The 15,250-nt window shown below is 69.3% G+C and carries 14 protein-coding genes; 5 read left to right on the top strand and 9 right to left on the bottom strand.

All coding sequences use genetic code 11. The annotated features are described in order from the left end of the window. Nucleotides 1–41: 41 nt before the first annotated feature. From ACXMYJ_RS18520 to ACXMYJ_RS18510, 3 genes are all read right to left on the bottom strand, one after another. Complete coding sequence (locus ACXMYJ_RS18520) at nucleotides 42–1,055, bottom strand: aminotransferase class IV (RefSeq protein WP_260754745.1); 1,014 nt, start codon at nucleotides 1,053–1,055, stop codon at nucleotides 42–44. Nucleotides 1,056–1,122: 67 nt separating this feature from the next. After that, nucleotides 1,123–2,631, bottom strand: coding sequence for an APC family permease (locus ACXMYJ_RS18515; protein ID WP_260754746.1), 1,509 nt, complete (start codon nucleotides 2,629–2,631; stop codon nucleotides 1,123–1,125). Nucleotides 2,632–2,720: 89 nt separating this feature from the next. Next, entirely contained in the window at nucleotides 2,721–3,656 is a 936-nt protein-coding gene (locus ACXMYJ_RS18510; RefSeq protein ID WP_260754747.1) for a LysR family transcriptional regulator, read from the bottom strand. Nucleotides 3,657–3,735: 79 nt separating this feature from the next. Between ACXMYJ_RS18510 and dapD the strand changes: the two genes are divergently transcribed. Continuing rightward, entirely contained in the window at nucleotides 3,736–4,713 is a 978-nt protein-coding gene (gene dapD / locus ACXMYJ_RS18505) for a 2,3,4,5-tetrahydropyridine-2,6-dicarboxylate N-succinyltransferase (RefSeq protein ID WP_260754748.1), read from the top strand. A gap of 86 nt (nucleotides 4,714–4,799) precedes the next feature. Here the strand turns inward: dapD and ACXMYJ_RS18500 are convergent, their stop codons facing one another. Beyond that, on the bottom strand, nucleotides 4,800–5,993 hold the full coding sequence (locus ACXMYJ_RS18500) for an ROK family transcriptional regulator (protein WP_460358289.1): 1,194 nt from the start codon (nucleotides 5,991–5,993) through the stop codon (nucleotides 4,800–4,802). Between the two features lie 53 nt (nucleotides 5,994–6,046). Between ACXMYJ_RS18500 and ACXMYJ_RS18495 the strand changes: the two genes are divergently transcribed. Further along, nucleotides 6,047–7,219 (top strand): MFS transporter, encoded by a 1,173-nt coding sequence (locus ACXMYJ_RS18495; RefSeq protein ID WP_460358287.1) that lies wholly within the window; start codon nucleotides 6,047–6,049, stop codon nucleotides 7,217–7,219. Nucleotides 7,220–7,222: 3 nt separating this feature from the next. On the opposite strand, the gene ACXMYJ_RS18490 is transcribed toward ACXMYJ_RS18495, so the two are convergent. The 3 genes from ACXMYJ_RS18490 to ACXMYJ_RS18480 all read right to left on the bottom strand — a co-directional run bounded on the left by ACXMYJ_RS18490 (nucleotide 7,223) and on the right by ACXMYJ_RS18480 (nucleotide 9,674). Then, complete coding sequence (locus tag ACXMYJ_RS18490) at nucleotides 7,223–7,753, bottom strand: M15 family metallopeptidase (RefSeq protein ID WP_260758236.1); 531 nt, start codon at nucleotides 7,751–7,753, stop codon at nucleotides 7,223–7,225. A gap of 161 nt (nucleotides 7,754–7,914) precedes the next feature. Beyond that, on the bottom strand, nucleotides 7,915–8,265 hold the full coding sequence (locus ACXMYJ_RS18485) for a VOC family protein (RefSeq protein ID WP_443187123.1): 351 nt from the start codon (nucleotides 8,263–8,265) through the stop codon (nucleotides 7,915–7,917). Then, nucleotides 8,256–9,674, bottom strand: coding sequence for an acyl-CoA synthetase (locus ACXMYJ_RS18480; RefSeq protein ID WP_460358284.1), 1,419 nt, complete (start codon nucleotides 9,672–9,674; stop codon nucleotides 8,256–8,258). The genes ACXMYJ_RS18485 and ACXMYJ_RS18480 overlap by 10 nt, the downstream gene beginning before the upstream one ends. A 41-nt stretch (nucleotides 9,675–9,715) precedes the next feature. On the opposite strand from ACXMYJ_RS18480, the gene ACXMYJ_RS18475 reads away from it, so the two are divergent. Then, entirely contained in the window at nucleotides 9,716–10,252 is a 537-nt protein-coding gene (locus ACXMYJ_RS18475) for an NUDIX domain-containing protein (protein ID WP_260754753.1), read from the top strand. A gap of 155 nt (nucleotides 10,253–10,407) precedes the next feature. Beyond that, a complete protein-coding gene (locus ACXMYJ_RS18470) occupies nucleotides 10,408–10,908 on the top strand; it encodes an Rv2253 family sensor-like surface protein (protein ID WP_460358280.1) in 501 nt (166 codons plus the stop codon). A gap of 5 nt (nucleotides 10,909–10,913) precedes the next feature. Here the strand turns inward: ACXMYJ_RS18470 and ACXMYJ_RS18465 are convergent, their stop codons facing one another. Continuing rightward, entirely contained in the window at nucleotides 10,914–11,867 is a 954-nt protein-coding gene (locus tag ACXMYJ_RS18465; protein ID WP_443187120.1) for a proline dehydrogenase family protein, read from the bottom strand. Nucleotides 11,868–11,870: 3 nt separating this feature from the next. Further along, nucleotides 11,871–13,499, bottom strand: coding sequence for an L-glutamate gamma-semialdehyde dehydrogenase (gene pruA / locus ACXMYJ_RS18460; RefSeq protein ID WP_460358334.1), 1,629 nt, complete (start codon nucleotides 13,497–13,499; stop codon nucleotides 11,871–11,873). Nucleotides 13,500–13,600: 101 nt separating this feature from the next. On the opposite strand from pruA, the gene ACXMYJ_RS18455 reads away from it, so the two are divergent. Then, nucleotides 13,601–15,217, top strand: coding sequence for a PucR family transcriptional regulator (locus tag ACXMYJ_RS18455; RefSeq protein WP_460358277.1), 1,617 nt, complete (start codon nucleotides 13,601–13,603; stop codon nucleotides 15,215–15,217). The last annotated feature ends 33 nt before the right edge of the window (nucleotides 15,218–15,250 follow it).

Raw genomic sequence — 15,250 nt, 5'->3', positions numbered from 1 at the left:
ACGACCACGTTAACCCGTCGCACCGCCGCTCACCGGCACCCTCAGTACCGAATCGGCTCGATCAGGGGCCCCGGCTCGTCCATCAGCGCCCAGAAGCGGTCCCGGATCGCCACCGTCACCGGGCCGGGCTTCCCGTCGCCGACCGCGACGCCGTCGAGGGTGTTGATCGGCGTCACGCCGCCCGCCGTGGTGACCGCCATCATCTCGTCGGCGTCGTACAGTTCGTGGCTGGTGACATCACGCAGCGTGGCCTCGATCCCCATGGCGTCGGCGATCTCGAAGACGGTTTTGCGGGTAATGCCCGGCAACGCATTTCGCGACGGCGACGCCAGCTTGCCGTCCTTGACGACGCAGACGTTGAAGCCGGGCCCCTCGGCGACGCAGTTGTCCGAGTCGAGCAGGATTGCGGTCCGCGCCCCGCGGTCCTTGGCCTCGAAGCTGGCCGCGGTCAGATCGCCCCACTGGTAGTTCTTGATGGTCGGGTCGACAGTGTTGCGCCCGGCCCGGCGGACATGACGCGGCACGATGGCAGTGGTGCCGAAGATCTGCTCGGCGGGCGGGAACGCCCACAGGTACGGGATCGCGTAGATGTACACCTGGTGGGTCAGCTTGGATAGGTCCTTCTCACCCTTGCGCTTACCGTAGCCGCGGGTGACGGTCAGGTTGACAAAGGACTCGCGCAGCTGCGACATCGACACGCACCGCTTGGTGATATCGGCGAGTTCGTCCTTGGTGTAACCGGCGTCCAGGCGCAGCTTGCGCGCTCCGTCGAGCAGCCGGTCCAGGTGGTCACCGAGCCGGAAGATGTTGCCGTGCCACACGTGCGCGACGGTGTACGTGAGATCGGAGTGCCCGAACCCGGTGTCGAAGATCGAGATCTTGGCGTCCTCGGCCGGCAGATACTCGCCTTCGATCCAGGCCACCCCTCCGGCGAACGGGCTGGAGTAATCGAGTTCGTAGTCGCTGTACTGAATCACCGACCCCGGTGGGGTGTCCTCTCTGATGGCACCGGGTTCGACGGCGACGAGATTGGAGGTTCCGGTGTCGACGCTCATGGGACGGTCCTTTCGCAGGATCGGGGATTGGGGGTTGAGAGTGGAAGCGCAGTGCAGGGATCGGCGATCACACGCTGTGAGTCTTGGCGTAATCGGCGCCGGCGTCCCCGCGGCTCAGCCGTGACTTCAGGCAGGTGGCCCACCAAGCGGCGGCAATCACGACGATGCCGAGGAAAACCCATTTGTTCGTGGTGAATTGGGGCAGGAACAGCAGGGCCACCGCCACGGCGAGGAACACCACCAGCGCCGTGACGTAGAGCGGCAGCCGGAATCTGCCGAGGTCGAAGGTGCCGGGTTCGGCCGCGGGGATCGTTCCGCGCCGGTAGCCGACCAGCAGGCCGATGGTCTGCAGGATGTAGACGAAGAAGAACAGCAGTGACGCGATGCCGATGATGTAGTTGAACGCCTTCTCGTTGACCAGCGCGGACAGCAGCAGAACTGTGGACAGACAACCCAATCCGATGACTGCGTAGGTCGGCGCCTTGCTCTTGGTCGACACGTGGCGCCACACATGGGAGAACGGCAGCATGTTGTCGCGGGCCATCGAGTAGGTCAGCCGGGTGGCGACCAGGATGTTGGCCAGCAGGCACGCCAGGATGTTCGTCAGCGCGATCGCGACGATGACCTTGGTCACCGCGGGACCGGCCTGCTGGGTGATGATCTCCTCGATCGGCGCAGCCGAATTGGCCTGCACCGCGGCAGGATCCTTGATGGCCAGCACGTACACGACGTACATCAGGAACTCGATGACGATCGAGGTGACCAGGGCGTAGAACATCGTCCTGGGCACGACGCGGCGCGCATCCTTGGTTTCCTCGGCGACGTCGGCGCCGGACTCCACACCGATGAGGCCGAAGAACGGACCGAGTGCCGCCGCGAGCCACGCCAGCAGGTAGGAGTCCTTGTCACCGGACTCCCCACCGGTGAACAGCGACGAGATCGGCTGGTGGTTCTCCGGTGCGCTGAACGCGATGATCGCGACCAGTGCGGTCGCGCCGACGGTGATCACCAACTCCAGGCTGACGCCGATGTTGTTGACCATGGTGGCGAACCGGACACCGTAGATGTTGATCAGCACGCAGACGAACACCACCGCGATGGCGAGCAGGATCTGCGTGGTCTGCGTCATGCTCCAGCCGAGCAGACCGCCGAGGTATCCGGACAGGATGAAGCCGACCCCGGTCATGCCGCAGACCCAACCCATCAGGGCGATGAAGCCGGTGAACCACGCCAGATCGGGACCGTTGATCCGACTGATCCACTGATACGAGTAGCCCGCCAGCGGCAGCTTTGCGGTGAGGTCGGCGGCGATGAACGCCCACAACGCGAATACCGCGCCTGCCAGCAGCAGCGTCCACACGAACGGCGCTCCCGCGGTGAAGTAGCCGGCGCCGAAGCCGGTGAACACGGCCGTGGTGGCGCTGATGGTCGCGAATCCGATCGCGAACGAGGCCAGCGTGCCCACCGAACGGTCCAGCTTCTGGTCGTAGCCCAGTTCGGCGAGTTTGGCGTCCTCGGCGCTCAGCGTGCAGGGGCGCTGCTGTGAATGAGTGGGTGGGGATATCGCATCGGTCATGGTCGCTCCAGGTCAAGCCATCGGGAAGAACACCTGCAGACAGAAAACCGCCGCCGCGCGGACACCGGAAGTTCGCAGTTTTGATCTGCTCATAACCTGGGGTTATCAGCGGTGGTCGGCGGCCCCTGACTTGCATCGGAGTCCCCGAAACTCCATTCCGAGCGCACGTGTCTGACCAGCGCATCAGCCTGCGGGGTCAGGTCGGCGGGATTCCACGCCAATGCGGTGTGACTTGGTGGCCGGTCGGAAATCGGCACGTAGACGATGCCGGGCCGGTCGTAGAACCGGGCAACCGACGAGGTGGTGAAACTGATACCGAGCCCACGGGCGATGGCTGTGGTCTCGGCCTCGTAGGTGGCCGCCACGGCGGCGATGGTCGGCGGCCGGTTGCCGCGGACGTCCATCGCCAGCCAGTAATCGCGCCAGGTGCCCGCGGTCAGCGGAGCGCAGACGATCGGATCGTCGAGCAGCTCGGCGATCTCGATCTCGGCACGTTCGGCGAGGCGGTGATCGCGCGGCAGGCAGGCCACCCACGACTCGGAGTCGAGAATCAGCATCCGATGCTCGGGCAGGTCGACCGGGGGCCGAATGATGGCGACCTCGGTGCTGCCATCGGCCAGCCCGGCCGTCGGGTCGGCGAAATCGAACTCGATGGGCTCGACGGTGACGTCGGGGTAGGCGGCCTCGAAGTGGCGGACGAGCCGGAACAAGAGGTCGGCGCCGGTGCCGATGAGGTAGCCGACCCGCAGCACCCCCCGCCGGGTGCCCGACAGCATGATCAGGTTCTCGACGACGGCGTCCACGCCGGACAGCGCCTGCTGCACCTGGGGCAGCCATGCCGCGCCCAGATCGGTCAGGGCCACTTCCCGGGTGTTGCGGTGAAACAGCACGAGCCCGAACTGGTGCTCGAGTTGCTTGATCGCGGTCGAGAGCGCCGGCTGGGTGATGAACAGTTTCTCGGCGGCCCGCCGGTAGTTCAGCTCCTGGCCCAGAACAGCGAAGTAGCGCAGTTGACGCAGCGTCACATCGACGGTCGTGGCTCGCCTCCTGACCTGGTCGGGACCCTGTGAAGCGATGCTAGGCCCACCGGTAACCTGAAGCACCGTGACTTCTGCTTCTGGAGCATCCGGTGTGGGCGTGGCGACCATCGCGGCCGACGGATCGGTTCTCGACACGTGGTTCCCCGCCCCGGAACTGACCGCTGAACTGACCGCTGAACTGACCTCCGCGGGCGAGCCCGGCACGGTGCGCCTCTCGGTGGCCGAGGTGCCCGAGGAGCTCGCGGCGCTCGCCGGTCGCGACGAGGACCGCGACGTCGACATCGTCGTCGTCCGCACGGTGATCGGGTCGCTGGCGGACAAGGCTGTCGATGCCTACGACGCGTACCTGCGCCTGCACCTGCTCTCGCACCGCCTGGTCGCCCCGCACGGGCTGAACGCCGACGGACTGTTCGGGGTGCTCACCAATGTGGTGTGGACCAGTCAAGGACCCTGCGCGGTCGACGGGTTCGAGATGGTGCGGGCCCGGCTGCGCCGGCGTGGGCAGGTCGCGGTCTACGGCGTCGACAAGTTCCCCCGCATGGTCGATTACGTGCTGCCCTCCGGGGTCCGCATCGCCGATGCCGACCGGGTCCGCCTGGGCGCGCATCTGGCGCCCGGCACCACGGTGATGCATGAGGGCTTCGTCAACTTCAACGCGGGCACGCTGGGCAGTTCGATGGTCGAGGGCCGGATCTCGGCGGGCGTGGTCGTCGACGACGGCTCCGACATCGGCGGCGGCGCGTCGATCATGGGCACGCTGTCGGGCGGGGGCACCCAGGTGATCTCGGTGGGCAAGCGCTGCCTGCTCGGCGCCAACGCCGGTCTGGGCATCTCCCTCGGCGACGACTGCGTCATCGAGGCGGGCCTGTATGTCACCGCGGGCACCAAGGTCACCACATCAGACGGCGAGACGGTCAAGGCCCGCGAACTCTCCGGCGCCGACAACCTGCTGTTCCGCCGCAATTCGGTGACCGGCGCCGTCGAGGTGGTCAAGCGCGACGGCACGGGCATCACGCTCAACGAGGCGCTGCACGCCAACTGACCCTCCGTTCTGCGCGCGCCGCCCCGTGGCGCGAGCGTGCGCGCCTGCGGGCGACACGCCGGGTGATTCACGAAGTTCACGCACGCTCACATCGACTGGCGCTGCGCCCAATCCGCCAGTCCCGCGGGCGCGGTGACGTGATCCATCGCCATGATCACCGCACCGCGCAGTGACCCCTCCTCACCGTGCTCCGCGTCGCGCACCGGGGGCGGGGCGTCCTGGCGGTAGGCCATCAGGCCTTCGCGGTAGGCGGCCTCGAAGGTCTCCGCCGCCGCTCCCCGCAGCAGCGCGCCGACACCGCCCAAGGTGATCACGTCCGGGTCGTGCAGGTTCACCAGACCGCCGATACCGCGGCCTAGTGACGCCGCGACGGCTTCGAACGCCTGCCGGGTGGCCACGTCGTCGCCGGGGCGCCCGAGCAGGCGGTGCACGTAGTCGACCGGATCGTCGGGCGGTGGGTCACCCCGGTACCGGGCCAGCGCGCGCCCGTCCACGGTCAGGTCCCAGCAGCCGCGCGCGCCGCACGGGCAGGCCAGTGCGGGGTCGCCGAACGGGATGTGGCCGTACTCCCCGGCAGCACCGTGGGCGCCGGCCATCGGCTCGCCGTTGACGACGAGCGTGCCGCCGATACCGGTCGCGACGATCAGATGCAGCGACGTGCCCGCCGCCCTGGCCGCCCCCGTGCGGGCCTCGGCCAGACCCGCCAGCGTGGCGTCGTTGCCCAGCAGCATCGGCACGTCCGCGCGGCGCGGAAGCGTGCTCGTCAGCAGCGACAAGTCCACGTCGCGCCGGCCCCTCGGGGTGAACTGGACCAGCTTCGCGTCGCTCACCGTGCCGGCGACCGACACCGCCAATGCGCTGAGCTGCTTGGCTTTCCGTCGATGAACCGCGGCGATGGTGTCGGTCAGTGTCGCGAGGGCGACGTCGAGGCCCGGATCCTCGTAGGCCCCGCCGGCCACGATCCTGGGGGCGCCGTCGAGGCCGGCCAGCGCGAGCCGCCAGTCGGTGGCCCTCAGGTCCGCCGCCAGCACCAGCGGGCCCTCGGGATGCGGGACCAGCAGCGTCGTCGGCCTGCCGCGGCCCTGTGCGGGTGCCGGCGCCTCGTCGAGGAGCCGCGCCTGCCTCAACCGCGCCACCAGATCGGTGGCACCGCCGCTGCTGATCCCGAGGCGCTGCGCGGCGGCGGCGCGGGTGATGCCGGGTTCGGCACGAACCACACCCAGCAGCTGGGCGGCGCCGACCCACCGCAGGTGTGCGGCGTGGCGGGGATCGTCGGACATCGCCGAAAAGTATTGCAGTTGATTAAACTCGATAGCCGAGTATATTCGCGTCGGTGACCTTGACCGCACCGCGCACCGCCGGCCTGCGTACGAACCTCACCGGCCTGCTGTCGCTGGCGGCGGCGTCGTGCCTGGCGGTGACGACCGAGATGCTGCCCGTGGGCCTGCTCCCCCGGATGGCCGACGCGTTCGGGGTGTCCGAATCGGCGACCGGGCTGCTGGTCGGCCTCTATGCCGTCATGGTGGCCGCGCTGGCGGTGCCGCTGACCGCCATCACGTCGCGGTTCGCCCGAAAGCCGCTGCTGCTGGCGACCGTGGCCGGTTACGCGATCAGCAACGCGGTGGTCGCAGCCGCGCCCACGTTCGCCGTCGTCGCGGCGGGACGCACGGTCGGCGGGGTGACGCACGCTCTGTTCTTCTCGTTGGTGATCGGGTACGCGCCGCGACTGGTGTCCGGTGCGCACGTCGGCAGGGCGCTCGCGCTGGCGGGCAGCGGCGCATCGGTGGGGTTGGTGCTCGGAGTACCGGTGCTGACGTCGCTGGGCACCGCGGCCGGGTGGCGCGTGCCGTTCGTCGTTCTGGCCGTGCTGTCGGTACTCACATTCCTTGCGCTGAGCCGCGTGTTGCCCGCGGTGGACCACGATGCGGCCGGGGCGGCGGCGCAGCCGGGAGGCAGGCGCCGGCTGGCCGCGGTGGCGATGTCGAACATGCTGGTGTTTCTCGGACAGTTCACCGTGTACACGTTCATCAGCGTGATACTCATGGCCGGCGGAGTGCGGCCGACGCTGGTGGGACCGGTCCTGTTGATGTGCGGCGTCTGCGGCCTGCTCGGGTTGTGGTACACGGGGCGGGGCCTGGACCGGAACCCGCGGCGGACCACGCTCGCGCTGCTCGCGACCATCGCGGTCGCGGTGGCGGCCCTGGCGGGGCCGTGGTCTGCGGTGGGGGTGGCGCTGGCTCTGATCGCGGTGTGGAGCACCGCTTTCGGTGGGGTCCCGTCGATCTACCAGTCGTGTGCGGTGCGCACCGGGGCGGTGGCTCCCGAACGTGCCGGCGCCTGGATCAACGCGACGGCCAACGCGGGCATCGCGGGCGGATCGGCGATCGGGGCAGGTCTGCTCGCGACGACGGGCCTGTCCTCGCTACCGTGGGCCGGCGCCGCATTGATCGGGGCCGGACTCGCGGTGGCGCTGGTGTCGCGCAGGGCTTTTCCGTCGCGGCCCTAGCTCTCAGCCGGCCGCGTTCGGTTTCAGTGGCGGGCAGTTCCCCTGGTCGTCCGCGACGAGCTCGAAGTGCCATATCTCGTTGGCGTAGATCTGACACAACCCGAATCGCGGACCGTTGGCGATCATCCAGCGGTCGGCCTCGGCCGGACCAATGTCGACGGCCTGGCCCACAACATGTTTGGAGACTTCCGGGGTGGCGACGAATTCGGCGGCCCGCTGCGCGCTGCCGTAGGTCAGGACGGCGTCGTCGAACAACCGTTGCTGGAAGCCCTTGGAGCGCCAGCCGGAGGTCACTTCGAGTTGCACGCCGTCGGCCTCCGCCGCCCTGGCCGCTTCTTGCACTGCCGCCAGCAGAGCCGGATCCAGCTGCGACAGTATCGGATTGGCGGTGTCGAACGGTGACAGCATGGTTCCGTCCGCGAGCCAGCCGCCGGTGGTGTCGACGGCCGCCGGGCCGATCGTGAGCGGCTCGACAGGTGGCGGTGCCGGCGGTGGCGGCGCCGGCGGCACCACGATGCTGGTCTGCACCAGCATCACGTCCGGCGACTGGCCGCACCCCGACAGCAGTGCGACGGCGAGCACCCCGAGGGTGGCGACGAGCGTGCGTGTAGTCGCCGATTGTGCCCGCGTGTCGGCCGCCGACACGCACGCTCGCGGGGTCGCAGGCGCCCCGGGAACGTGCCGTGCGGGCCGGGTCACCCGTCGGCCGCCAAGATGCAGAACTCGTTGCCTTCGGGGTCGGCCAGCACCACCCAGCTCTGCTCGCCCTGGCCGATGTCGACCCGGCGAGCGCCGAGGGCGATCACCCGCTCCACCTCGGCGTCCTGGTCGTCGGGGGTGAAGTCGAAATGAATGCGGTTCTTGACGGCCTTGCCCTCGGGCACCTCGAGAAACAACCAGTCCGGCCCGACGCCGCCCGGTGCCCGCAGCACGACGTCACCGTCGTCGGTGCCCTCGGCCGGCCAGCCCAGCACCTGTGACCACCAGGCCGCCAGTGCCCGCACGTCGTTGGCGTCGACACAGACCTCGCTGAACCTCAAACCCATTGCGCCAATTCCTTCTTCAGCAGCTTTCCCATCGCGTTGCGGGGCAGGCTGTCCACGACCCGTACCTCGCGGGGCCGCTTATGAACCGAGAGTTGCTGCGCCACATACTCGATCAGCGTGTCGGGACGGGCGTCGCCGACGACGAACGCGACGATGCGCTGTCCGAGGTCCTCGTCGGGCGCGCCGATCACCGCGGCCTCGCGCACGTCGGGATGTGCCAACAGCACGGTCTCGATCTCCCCTGCCCCGATCCGGAAGCCGCCGCTCTTGATCAGGTCAACCGATTCGCGGCCGACGATACGGTGCATACCGTCCGCACCGATCACCGCGACATCGCCGGTGCGGTACCAGCGGTCCTCACCGAGCACCTCGGCGGTGGCGTCGGCGCGGTTGAGGTAGCCGTCGAACAGCGTCGGGCTCTGCACCAGCAGCTGCCCGATCGCCTCTCCGTCGCGGGGCAGTTCCGTGCCGTCCTCGGCGACCAGCCGCGTCGACACCCCCGCCAGCGGCAACCCGACCCAGCCAGGCCTGCGCTCCCCGGCGACCAGCGTGCTGAGCGTGATCAGGGTCTCGGTGCTGCCGTAGCGCTCGATGGCGCGGTGTCCGCTCAACGCGGCGAGCCCCTCGAACACCGGGACCGGCAACGCCGCGCTGCCGGACACCAGCAGCCGGGCCGGCGTCAGCGCCCGTGCCGCGGCGCCGTCCTCGACGATGCGCGACCACACCGTCGGCACCCCGAACAAGAGCGTCCCGCCAAGCTCGCCCACCGCGTGGGCGTAAGCCTGCGGTTTCGGCTTTCCGGTGTGCACGAACCGGTTTCCGATCCGCAGGGATCCCAGCAGTCCCAACACGAGACCATGCACGTGGTACAGCGGCAGGCCGTGCACCAGAGTGTCCTGCGGCGTCCACTCCCAGGCTTGGGCGAGCATGTCGATGTCCGCGGCGATGGCGCGGCGGCTGACCACCACCCCCTTGGGCAGACCGGTGGTGCCCGAGGTGTAGATGATCAGCGCGGGCGCGTCCGGCGGCGGCTCGGCATAACGGTGCCAGGACCGGGCGTGGCGCCGCACCGGGATGTGCGGCAGACCGTCTGTCTCGCCGGGCAGATCGCCCAGCCAGGCCTGCGCACCCGAGTCGGCCAGGATGTGACGCCGCTCGGCGGCGCCCACATCTGCGGGAACCGGTACGACGGGCACCCCGGCGATCAGGCAGCCGGTGACCGCCAGCACCGCCGCGGCGGTCGGGGTGGCCAGCACCGCGACACGGGATGCGCCCGCGACGCGTTCGGCCACCGACGTCGCCGCGCCCACGAGGTCGCTTCGACTCAACGACACCCCGTCGATGCGCACCGCATCACCGAGATCTGCCCCCGCCGCCACGGCCGCAGGATTCAAGGACGCCAGCAACACAGGAACCGAGGCTACTCCCCGGGGGTGGTCATACTGGTGCGGTGGATTCGATCCGGGCATTGGGCACGCGTGAGGTGTACCGCAACAACTGGTTGACCATCCGCGAGGACGAGATCTGCAGAGCCGACGGCAGCGCCGGCATCTACGCGGTCGTGGACAAGCCGACCTATGCGCTGGTGATCCCGCGCGACGGGGACCGCTTCCACCTCGTCGAGCAGTTCCGCTACCCGATCGGGTTGCGCCGGTGGGAGTTCCCGCAGGGCACCGCCCCCGGGCAGGCCGAGCTCGACGGCGCCGAGCTCGCCGCGCGGGAGTTGCGCGAGGAGACCGGCCTGGTCGCGTCGACGATGACCGAGATCGGGCTGCTGGACGTGGCACCGGGGATGAGCAGCCAGCGGGGCCGGATCTTTCTGGCGACCGGTATCAGCGAGGGGCCGCACGAGCGCGAGCACGAGGAGCAGGACATGCGCAGTGCATGGTTCGCTCGCGCCGAGGTCGAGCAGATGATGCGTGACGGGATCATCACCGACGCCCAGACCCTGGCAGCCTGGACCCTGATGCTGCTGCGTGGTCACTGACCATCCGAATACCGGCTGCGCGAACGCCATTCGCACACGGAAGCCGATACCAAGCCGTGATCCAACCGTGCCCGAACAGGCCGTGTCGATCAGGCACCTTGACGGGTGGGGCAATTACGTTCGTGTTGCCAGACCCACCAGACTGCGAGGGAGCCATGCCGGCGCGACGTGCGCGTAGTGCTCTTGCCTCCGCGACTTTCGTCGCGGCTGCGTGCATGTGCGCCGAGACCACCGCCGACGCCGCGACACCCGACTGGAGCGGCAGGTACACGGTGGTGACGTTCGCGTCCGAGAAGCTCGGCACCAGTATCGCGGCGCGCCAGCCCGAACCCGACTTCAGCGGTCAGTACACGTTCAGCACGTCGTGCGCGGGCACGTGTGTCGCGGTCGCGTCCGACGGCCTGACTCCGTCGAACCCGACGATCCCCCAACCGCCGCGGTACACGTGGGACGGCCGGCAGTGGGTGTTCAACTACAACTGGCAGTGGGAGTGCTTCCGCGGCGCGGATGTGCCGCGTGAGTACGCCGCCGCCCGGTCGCTGGTGTTCTACGCCCCGACCGCCGACGGCACGATGTACGGAACGTGGCGCACCGAGATCCTGGAAGGCATCTGCAAGGGCACGGTGATCATGCCGGTCGCCGCATACCCCGCCTGAGTGCGTCAATCCACCAGCGCGCGAACGAAGAACGCGAGGTTGGCCGGCCGTTCGGCCAACCGCCGCACGAAGTAGCCGTACCACTGTGTTCCGAACGGCACATAGACCCGGATCGCGCTGCCGGACTCGGCGATTCGGCGCTGCTCGCCATCGCGGATGCCGTACAGCATCTGGTATTCGAACCGGTCTGTGCCGCGGCCGAATTCGCGCGCCAGCCCGGGGACCGCGCCGATGACCTCAGGGTCATGCGAGGCCACCATCGGATACCCGTTGCCCGCCATCAGGATCCGCAGACACTGTAGGTAAGAGTCGGTGACGTCGTCGCGGTCCCGGAACGCGACCGACGCCGGCTCGTCGTAGGCACCCTTGCACAACCGGATTCGGGCTCCTGAGGCCGCGAATTCGGCGCAGTCGGCCCGCGAGCGCCTGAGATAGGCCTGCAGCACCGTGCCCACCCAGTCGAAGTCCACCCGAAGCTCGCGCACGATCGACAGCGTCGAATCGGTGGTCGTGTGGTCCTCGGCGTCGACGGTCACCCAAACCCCCGCGCGCGCCGCACGTTCGCAGATGGCGCGCGCGTTCTCCAGCGCGATCTTGTCGCCGTCACGCGGCAGCGCCTGGCCCAGCGCCGACAGTTTCAGCGAGACCTCCAGCGGCCGTATGTCGGCGGCGGTCTCACCATGGGCATCCAATGCGTCGATCAGCTCGCGGTACGCGGTCACGGTCGCGCCGGCAGTGTCGGCGTCGACGACGTCCTCGCCGAGGTGGTCGATCGACACCAACCGCCCTGACTCGCGGAGCTGCCGCACCGATGTCATGGCATCGGTGAGGCTCTCCCCCGGCACGAAGCGGCGCACCACCTCTCGCGTCACCGGCATCCGCTCGGCGGCGCGCCGCAGCCCGTCTCGACGCGACGCCGCCAGGATCACCGGCCGGGCGACGGTGTCGAACACGCCCATGGGTCATGCCTCCATGTGCGGGTAGGTGTGGTCGGTCGGCGGCACGAACGTCTCCTTGATCGAGCGCGCGGAGGTCCACCGCAGCAGGTTGAGCGGGGACCCGGCCTTGTCGTTGGTTCCGGAGGCCCGCGACCCGCCGAACGGCTGCTGGCCGACGACCGCGCCGGTCGGTTTGTCGTTGACGTAGAAGTTGCCCGCCGTGTGCCGCAGACGTTGTTCGGCGACGAGCACCGCGGCGCGGTCGTCGGCGATCACGGCGCCGGTCAACGCGTAGCGGGCGGTGGTGTCGATGACGTCGAGGATGCGCTCGTAGTCCTCGTCGGGGTAGACGTGCACGGCCAGCAGTGGGCCGAAGTATTCGGTGCTGAACGCTTCGTCGGCCGGGTCGTCGGACAGCAGCACCGTCGGCTGCACGAAAAACCCTTCGCTGTCGTCGTATTCGCCGCCCACCGCGATGGTGACCCCGGCCGCGTCCTTGGCCCGTTCGATCGCGGCGACGTTCTTGGCGAACGCGCGTTCGTCGATCAGCGCGCCGCCGAAGTTGGTCAAATCGGTGATGTCGCCGTAGCGCAGCGACTCGGTGACGTCGAGGAAATCGTCGCCCATCTTCTGCCACACCGACCGCGCGATGTAGGCCCGCGATGCGGCCGAACACTTCTGTCCCTGGTAGTCGAACGCACCCCGGATCAGCGCTGTGCGCAACACTTCCGGCTGCGCCGAGGTGTGCGCGACGACGAAGTCCTTGCCCCCGGTCTCGCCGACCAACCGCGGGTAGGAGTCGTACCGCTCGATGTGGGCGCCGACTTCGCGCCACAGGTGCTGAAATGTCGCGGTGGATCCGGTGAAGTGGATTCCGGCCAGCCTCCGGTCGGCCAGCAGCACCTCCGACACCGCCTTGCCGTCCCCGGTGAGCATGTTGACCACACCGGGCGGCAGACCCGCTGCCTCGAGCAACTCCATGACCAGGTAGGCCGCGAACGTCTGGGTCGGCGACGGTTTCCACACCACGGTGTTGCCCATCAGCGCGGGCGCGGTCGGCAGGTTGCCCGCGATCGCGGTGAAGTTGAACGGTGTGATCGCGTAGACGAAGCCCTCCAGCGGCCGGTAGTCGGTGCGGTTCCACACCCCGGTTGAGCTGACCGGCTGCTGGGCCAGGATCTGCCGCGCGAACGCGACGTTGAACCTCCAGAAGTCGACGAGTTCACACGGCGCGTCGATCTCGGCCTGGTAGGCGGTCTTGGACTGCCCGAGCATGGTGGCGGCGGCGATCTTCTCCCGCCACGGGCCCGCGAGCAGGTCCGCCGCGCGCAGGAACACCGCGGCGCGTTCGTCGAACGGGGTGGCCTCCCATCCGGGTTTGGCAGCGACAGCCGCCTCGACGGCGGCCTCGGCGTCGGCGTGCTCGGCGTTGGTCAACAGGCCGAGACGCTCGGCGTGCCGGTGGGGCTGGACCACCTCGATGGTGGCGCCGGCACCCATCCGGCGCTCCCCGCCGATGACATGGGGCAGATCGACCGGCTCCGCCGCGAGGTCGGACAGCGCGTCCTCCAGTCGATGACGTTCCGGGGATCCGGGGGCGTAGTTGTGCACCGGCTCGTTGGCCGGCATCGGCACATCGGTGATGGCGGTGATGGGGTTCATGACGTGAGACTGGTCCACTCCACCCACGAAATCGATGGCCGAATGGACAACCGGTGGGACACTCGATGGTGATATCGGACAAAGGAGCGGCGATGGTGTCCACGCTCGCAGGTCTCGGCCTCGGCCAGCTGCTGCTGGCGCTGGATCGGACCATGGTCACGCTGATCGAGGCACCGCGCGGGTTGGACATGCCCGTGAGCTCGGTCGCGCTCGTCGACGCCGACGACATCAGGTTGGGGCTGGCCGTCGGCCCGGGATCGGCCGACCTGTTCTTCCTGCTCGGGGTGTCCGACACCGAGGCGCTGTGCTGGCTGGAACAGCATGCCGACCGGCCGGTCGCGATCTTCGTCAAGGAGCCGACCCCTGCGGCGGTGGCCCGCGCGGCCGCGCTCGGCACCGCCGTCGTCACCGTCGACCCCTGTGCCCGCTGGGAGCATCTGTACCGTCTGGTCAACCACGCCCTGGAACACCACGGAGATCGCGGCGACCCGCTGCGCGACTCGAGCACCGACCTGTTCGGCCTCGCACAGTCCATCGCCGACCGGACCCGGGGCATGGTCTGCATCGAGGACGCCGACAGCCACATGCTGGCCTACTCGGCCAGCGACGAAGCCGACGAGTTGCGCCGGCTGACGATCCTCGGCCGTGCCGGACCGCCCGAGCATCTCGAATGGATCGGGCAGTGGGGCATTTTCGACGCGTTGCGGTCGGGTCCCGACGTGGTCCGCGTCGCCGAACGTCCAGAGCTCGGCCTGAGGCCGCGGCTGGCCGCCGGCATCCACCTGCCCGCCGACCCGGCGCACTCGCCGCGGTTCGCGGGGACCATCTGGCTGCAGCAGGGGTCCGCCCCGTGGGCCGACGACGCCGAGGAGATCCTGCGCGGCGGCGCGGTGCTGGCGGCGCGGATCATGTCGCGGCTGGCGGCGACCCCGTCCCAGCACACGGCGCGTGTGCACCAGCTGCTCGGCGTGGCAGCTGGTGCCGTCGACGACGTCGCCGCGCTGGCCCGCGAGCTCGGCATCCCCGCCGACGGACGCGCCGCGCTGGTCGGGTTCCACCGCCACGGCGGACCGCCGCCCACGGACGTTCTGGCGTTGAGCGCCAGTGCTTTTCGTCCAGATGCCCAGGTGGCGGCGGCCGGCGACCGAGTGTACGTGCTGTTCCCCGAACTGCGGGCCACGGAGGTGCTGTCGTCGTGGGCGCACGGCGTGGTGTCCACGCTGGCGCGAGAACTCGGATTCCAGGTGCGTGCGGTCACCGCCCCGCTGCCGGGGCTGGCCGCCGCGGCGACCGTCCGGGCCGAGGTCGACCGAGTGCTCGACAGCGCCGAAAGACACCCCGGCGCATTCGGTCTGGTCACCTCACTGGAGCAGGCGCGTCCGACGGTGCTGCTCGACGAAATCGTGTCGCACATCGCGACCCAGGGCCGGCTGGTGGACCCGCGGGTGCGGCGGCTGCGGGCCGAGGATCCACTGATGGCCTCGACGCTGCAGGCTTACCTGGACGGCTTCGGCGACATCGCCGTCGTCGCCGCGTGCTTACACGTGCACCCGAACACGGTGCGCTACCGCATCCGCCGGGTGGAGAAACTGCTGCGCACCTCGCTGAACGACCCCGACGAGCGGCTGGTGCTGGCCCTGGGCCTGCGCGCGACGGAACGTTCGGCCGCGCCGCTGCCAACGCGGATCGATACGAACTCGCACGGATAGGGCCCGACTCACCCGAGGCGGTGTGCGCCTGAT

The sequence above is a fragment of the Mycobacterium sp. ZZG genome (assembly GCF_054786995.1).
Note: the sequence above shows the minus strand (reverse complement) of the source record. Positions and strands in the feature narration are given on the sequence as shown.

Coding starts and splice junctions, on each gene's coding strand:
- ACXMYJ_RS18520 (WP_260754745.1), bottom strand. CDS start 1,055: ATGAGCGTCGACACCGGAACCTCCAATCTCGTCGCCGTCGAACCCGGT.
- ACXMYJ_RS18465 (WP_443187120.1), bottom strand. CDS start 11,867: ATGGGCGTGTTCGACACCGTCGCCCGGCCGGTGATCCTGGCGGCGTCG.
- ACXMYJ_RS18500 (WP_460358289.1), bottom strand. CDS start 5,993: ATGTCCGACGATCCCCGCCACGCCGCACACCTGCGGTGGGTCGGCGCC.
- ACXMYJ_RS18490 (WP_260758236.1), bottom strand. CDS start 7,753: ATGCTGGTGCAGACCAGCATCGTGGTGCCGCCGGCGCCGCCACCGCCG.
- ACXMYJ_RS18515 (WP_260754746.1), bottom strand. CDS start 2,631: ATGACCGATGCGATATCCCCACCCACTCATTCACAGCAGCGCCCCTGC.
- ACXMYJ_RS18455 (WP_460358277.1), top strand. CDS start 13,601: ATGGTGTCCACGCTCGCAGGTCTCGGCCTCGGCCAGCTGCTGCTGGCG.
- ACXMYJ_RS18485 (WP_443187123.1), bottom strand. CDS start 8,265: ATGGGTTTGAGGTTCAGCGAGGTCTGTGTCGACGCCAACGACGTGCGG.
- ACXMYJ_RS18470 (WP_460358280.1), top strand. CDS start 10,408: ATGCCGGCGCGACGTGCGCGTAGTGCTCTTGCCTCCGCGACTTTCGTC.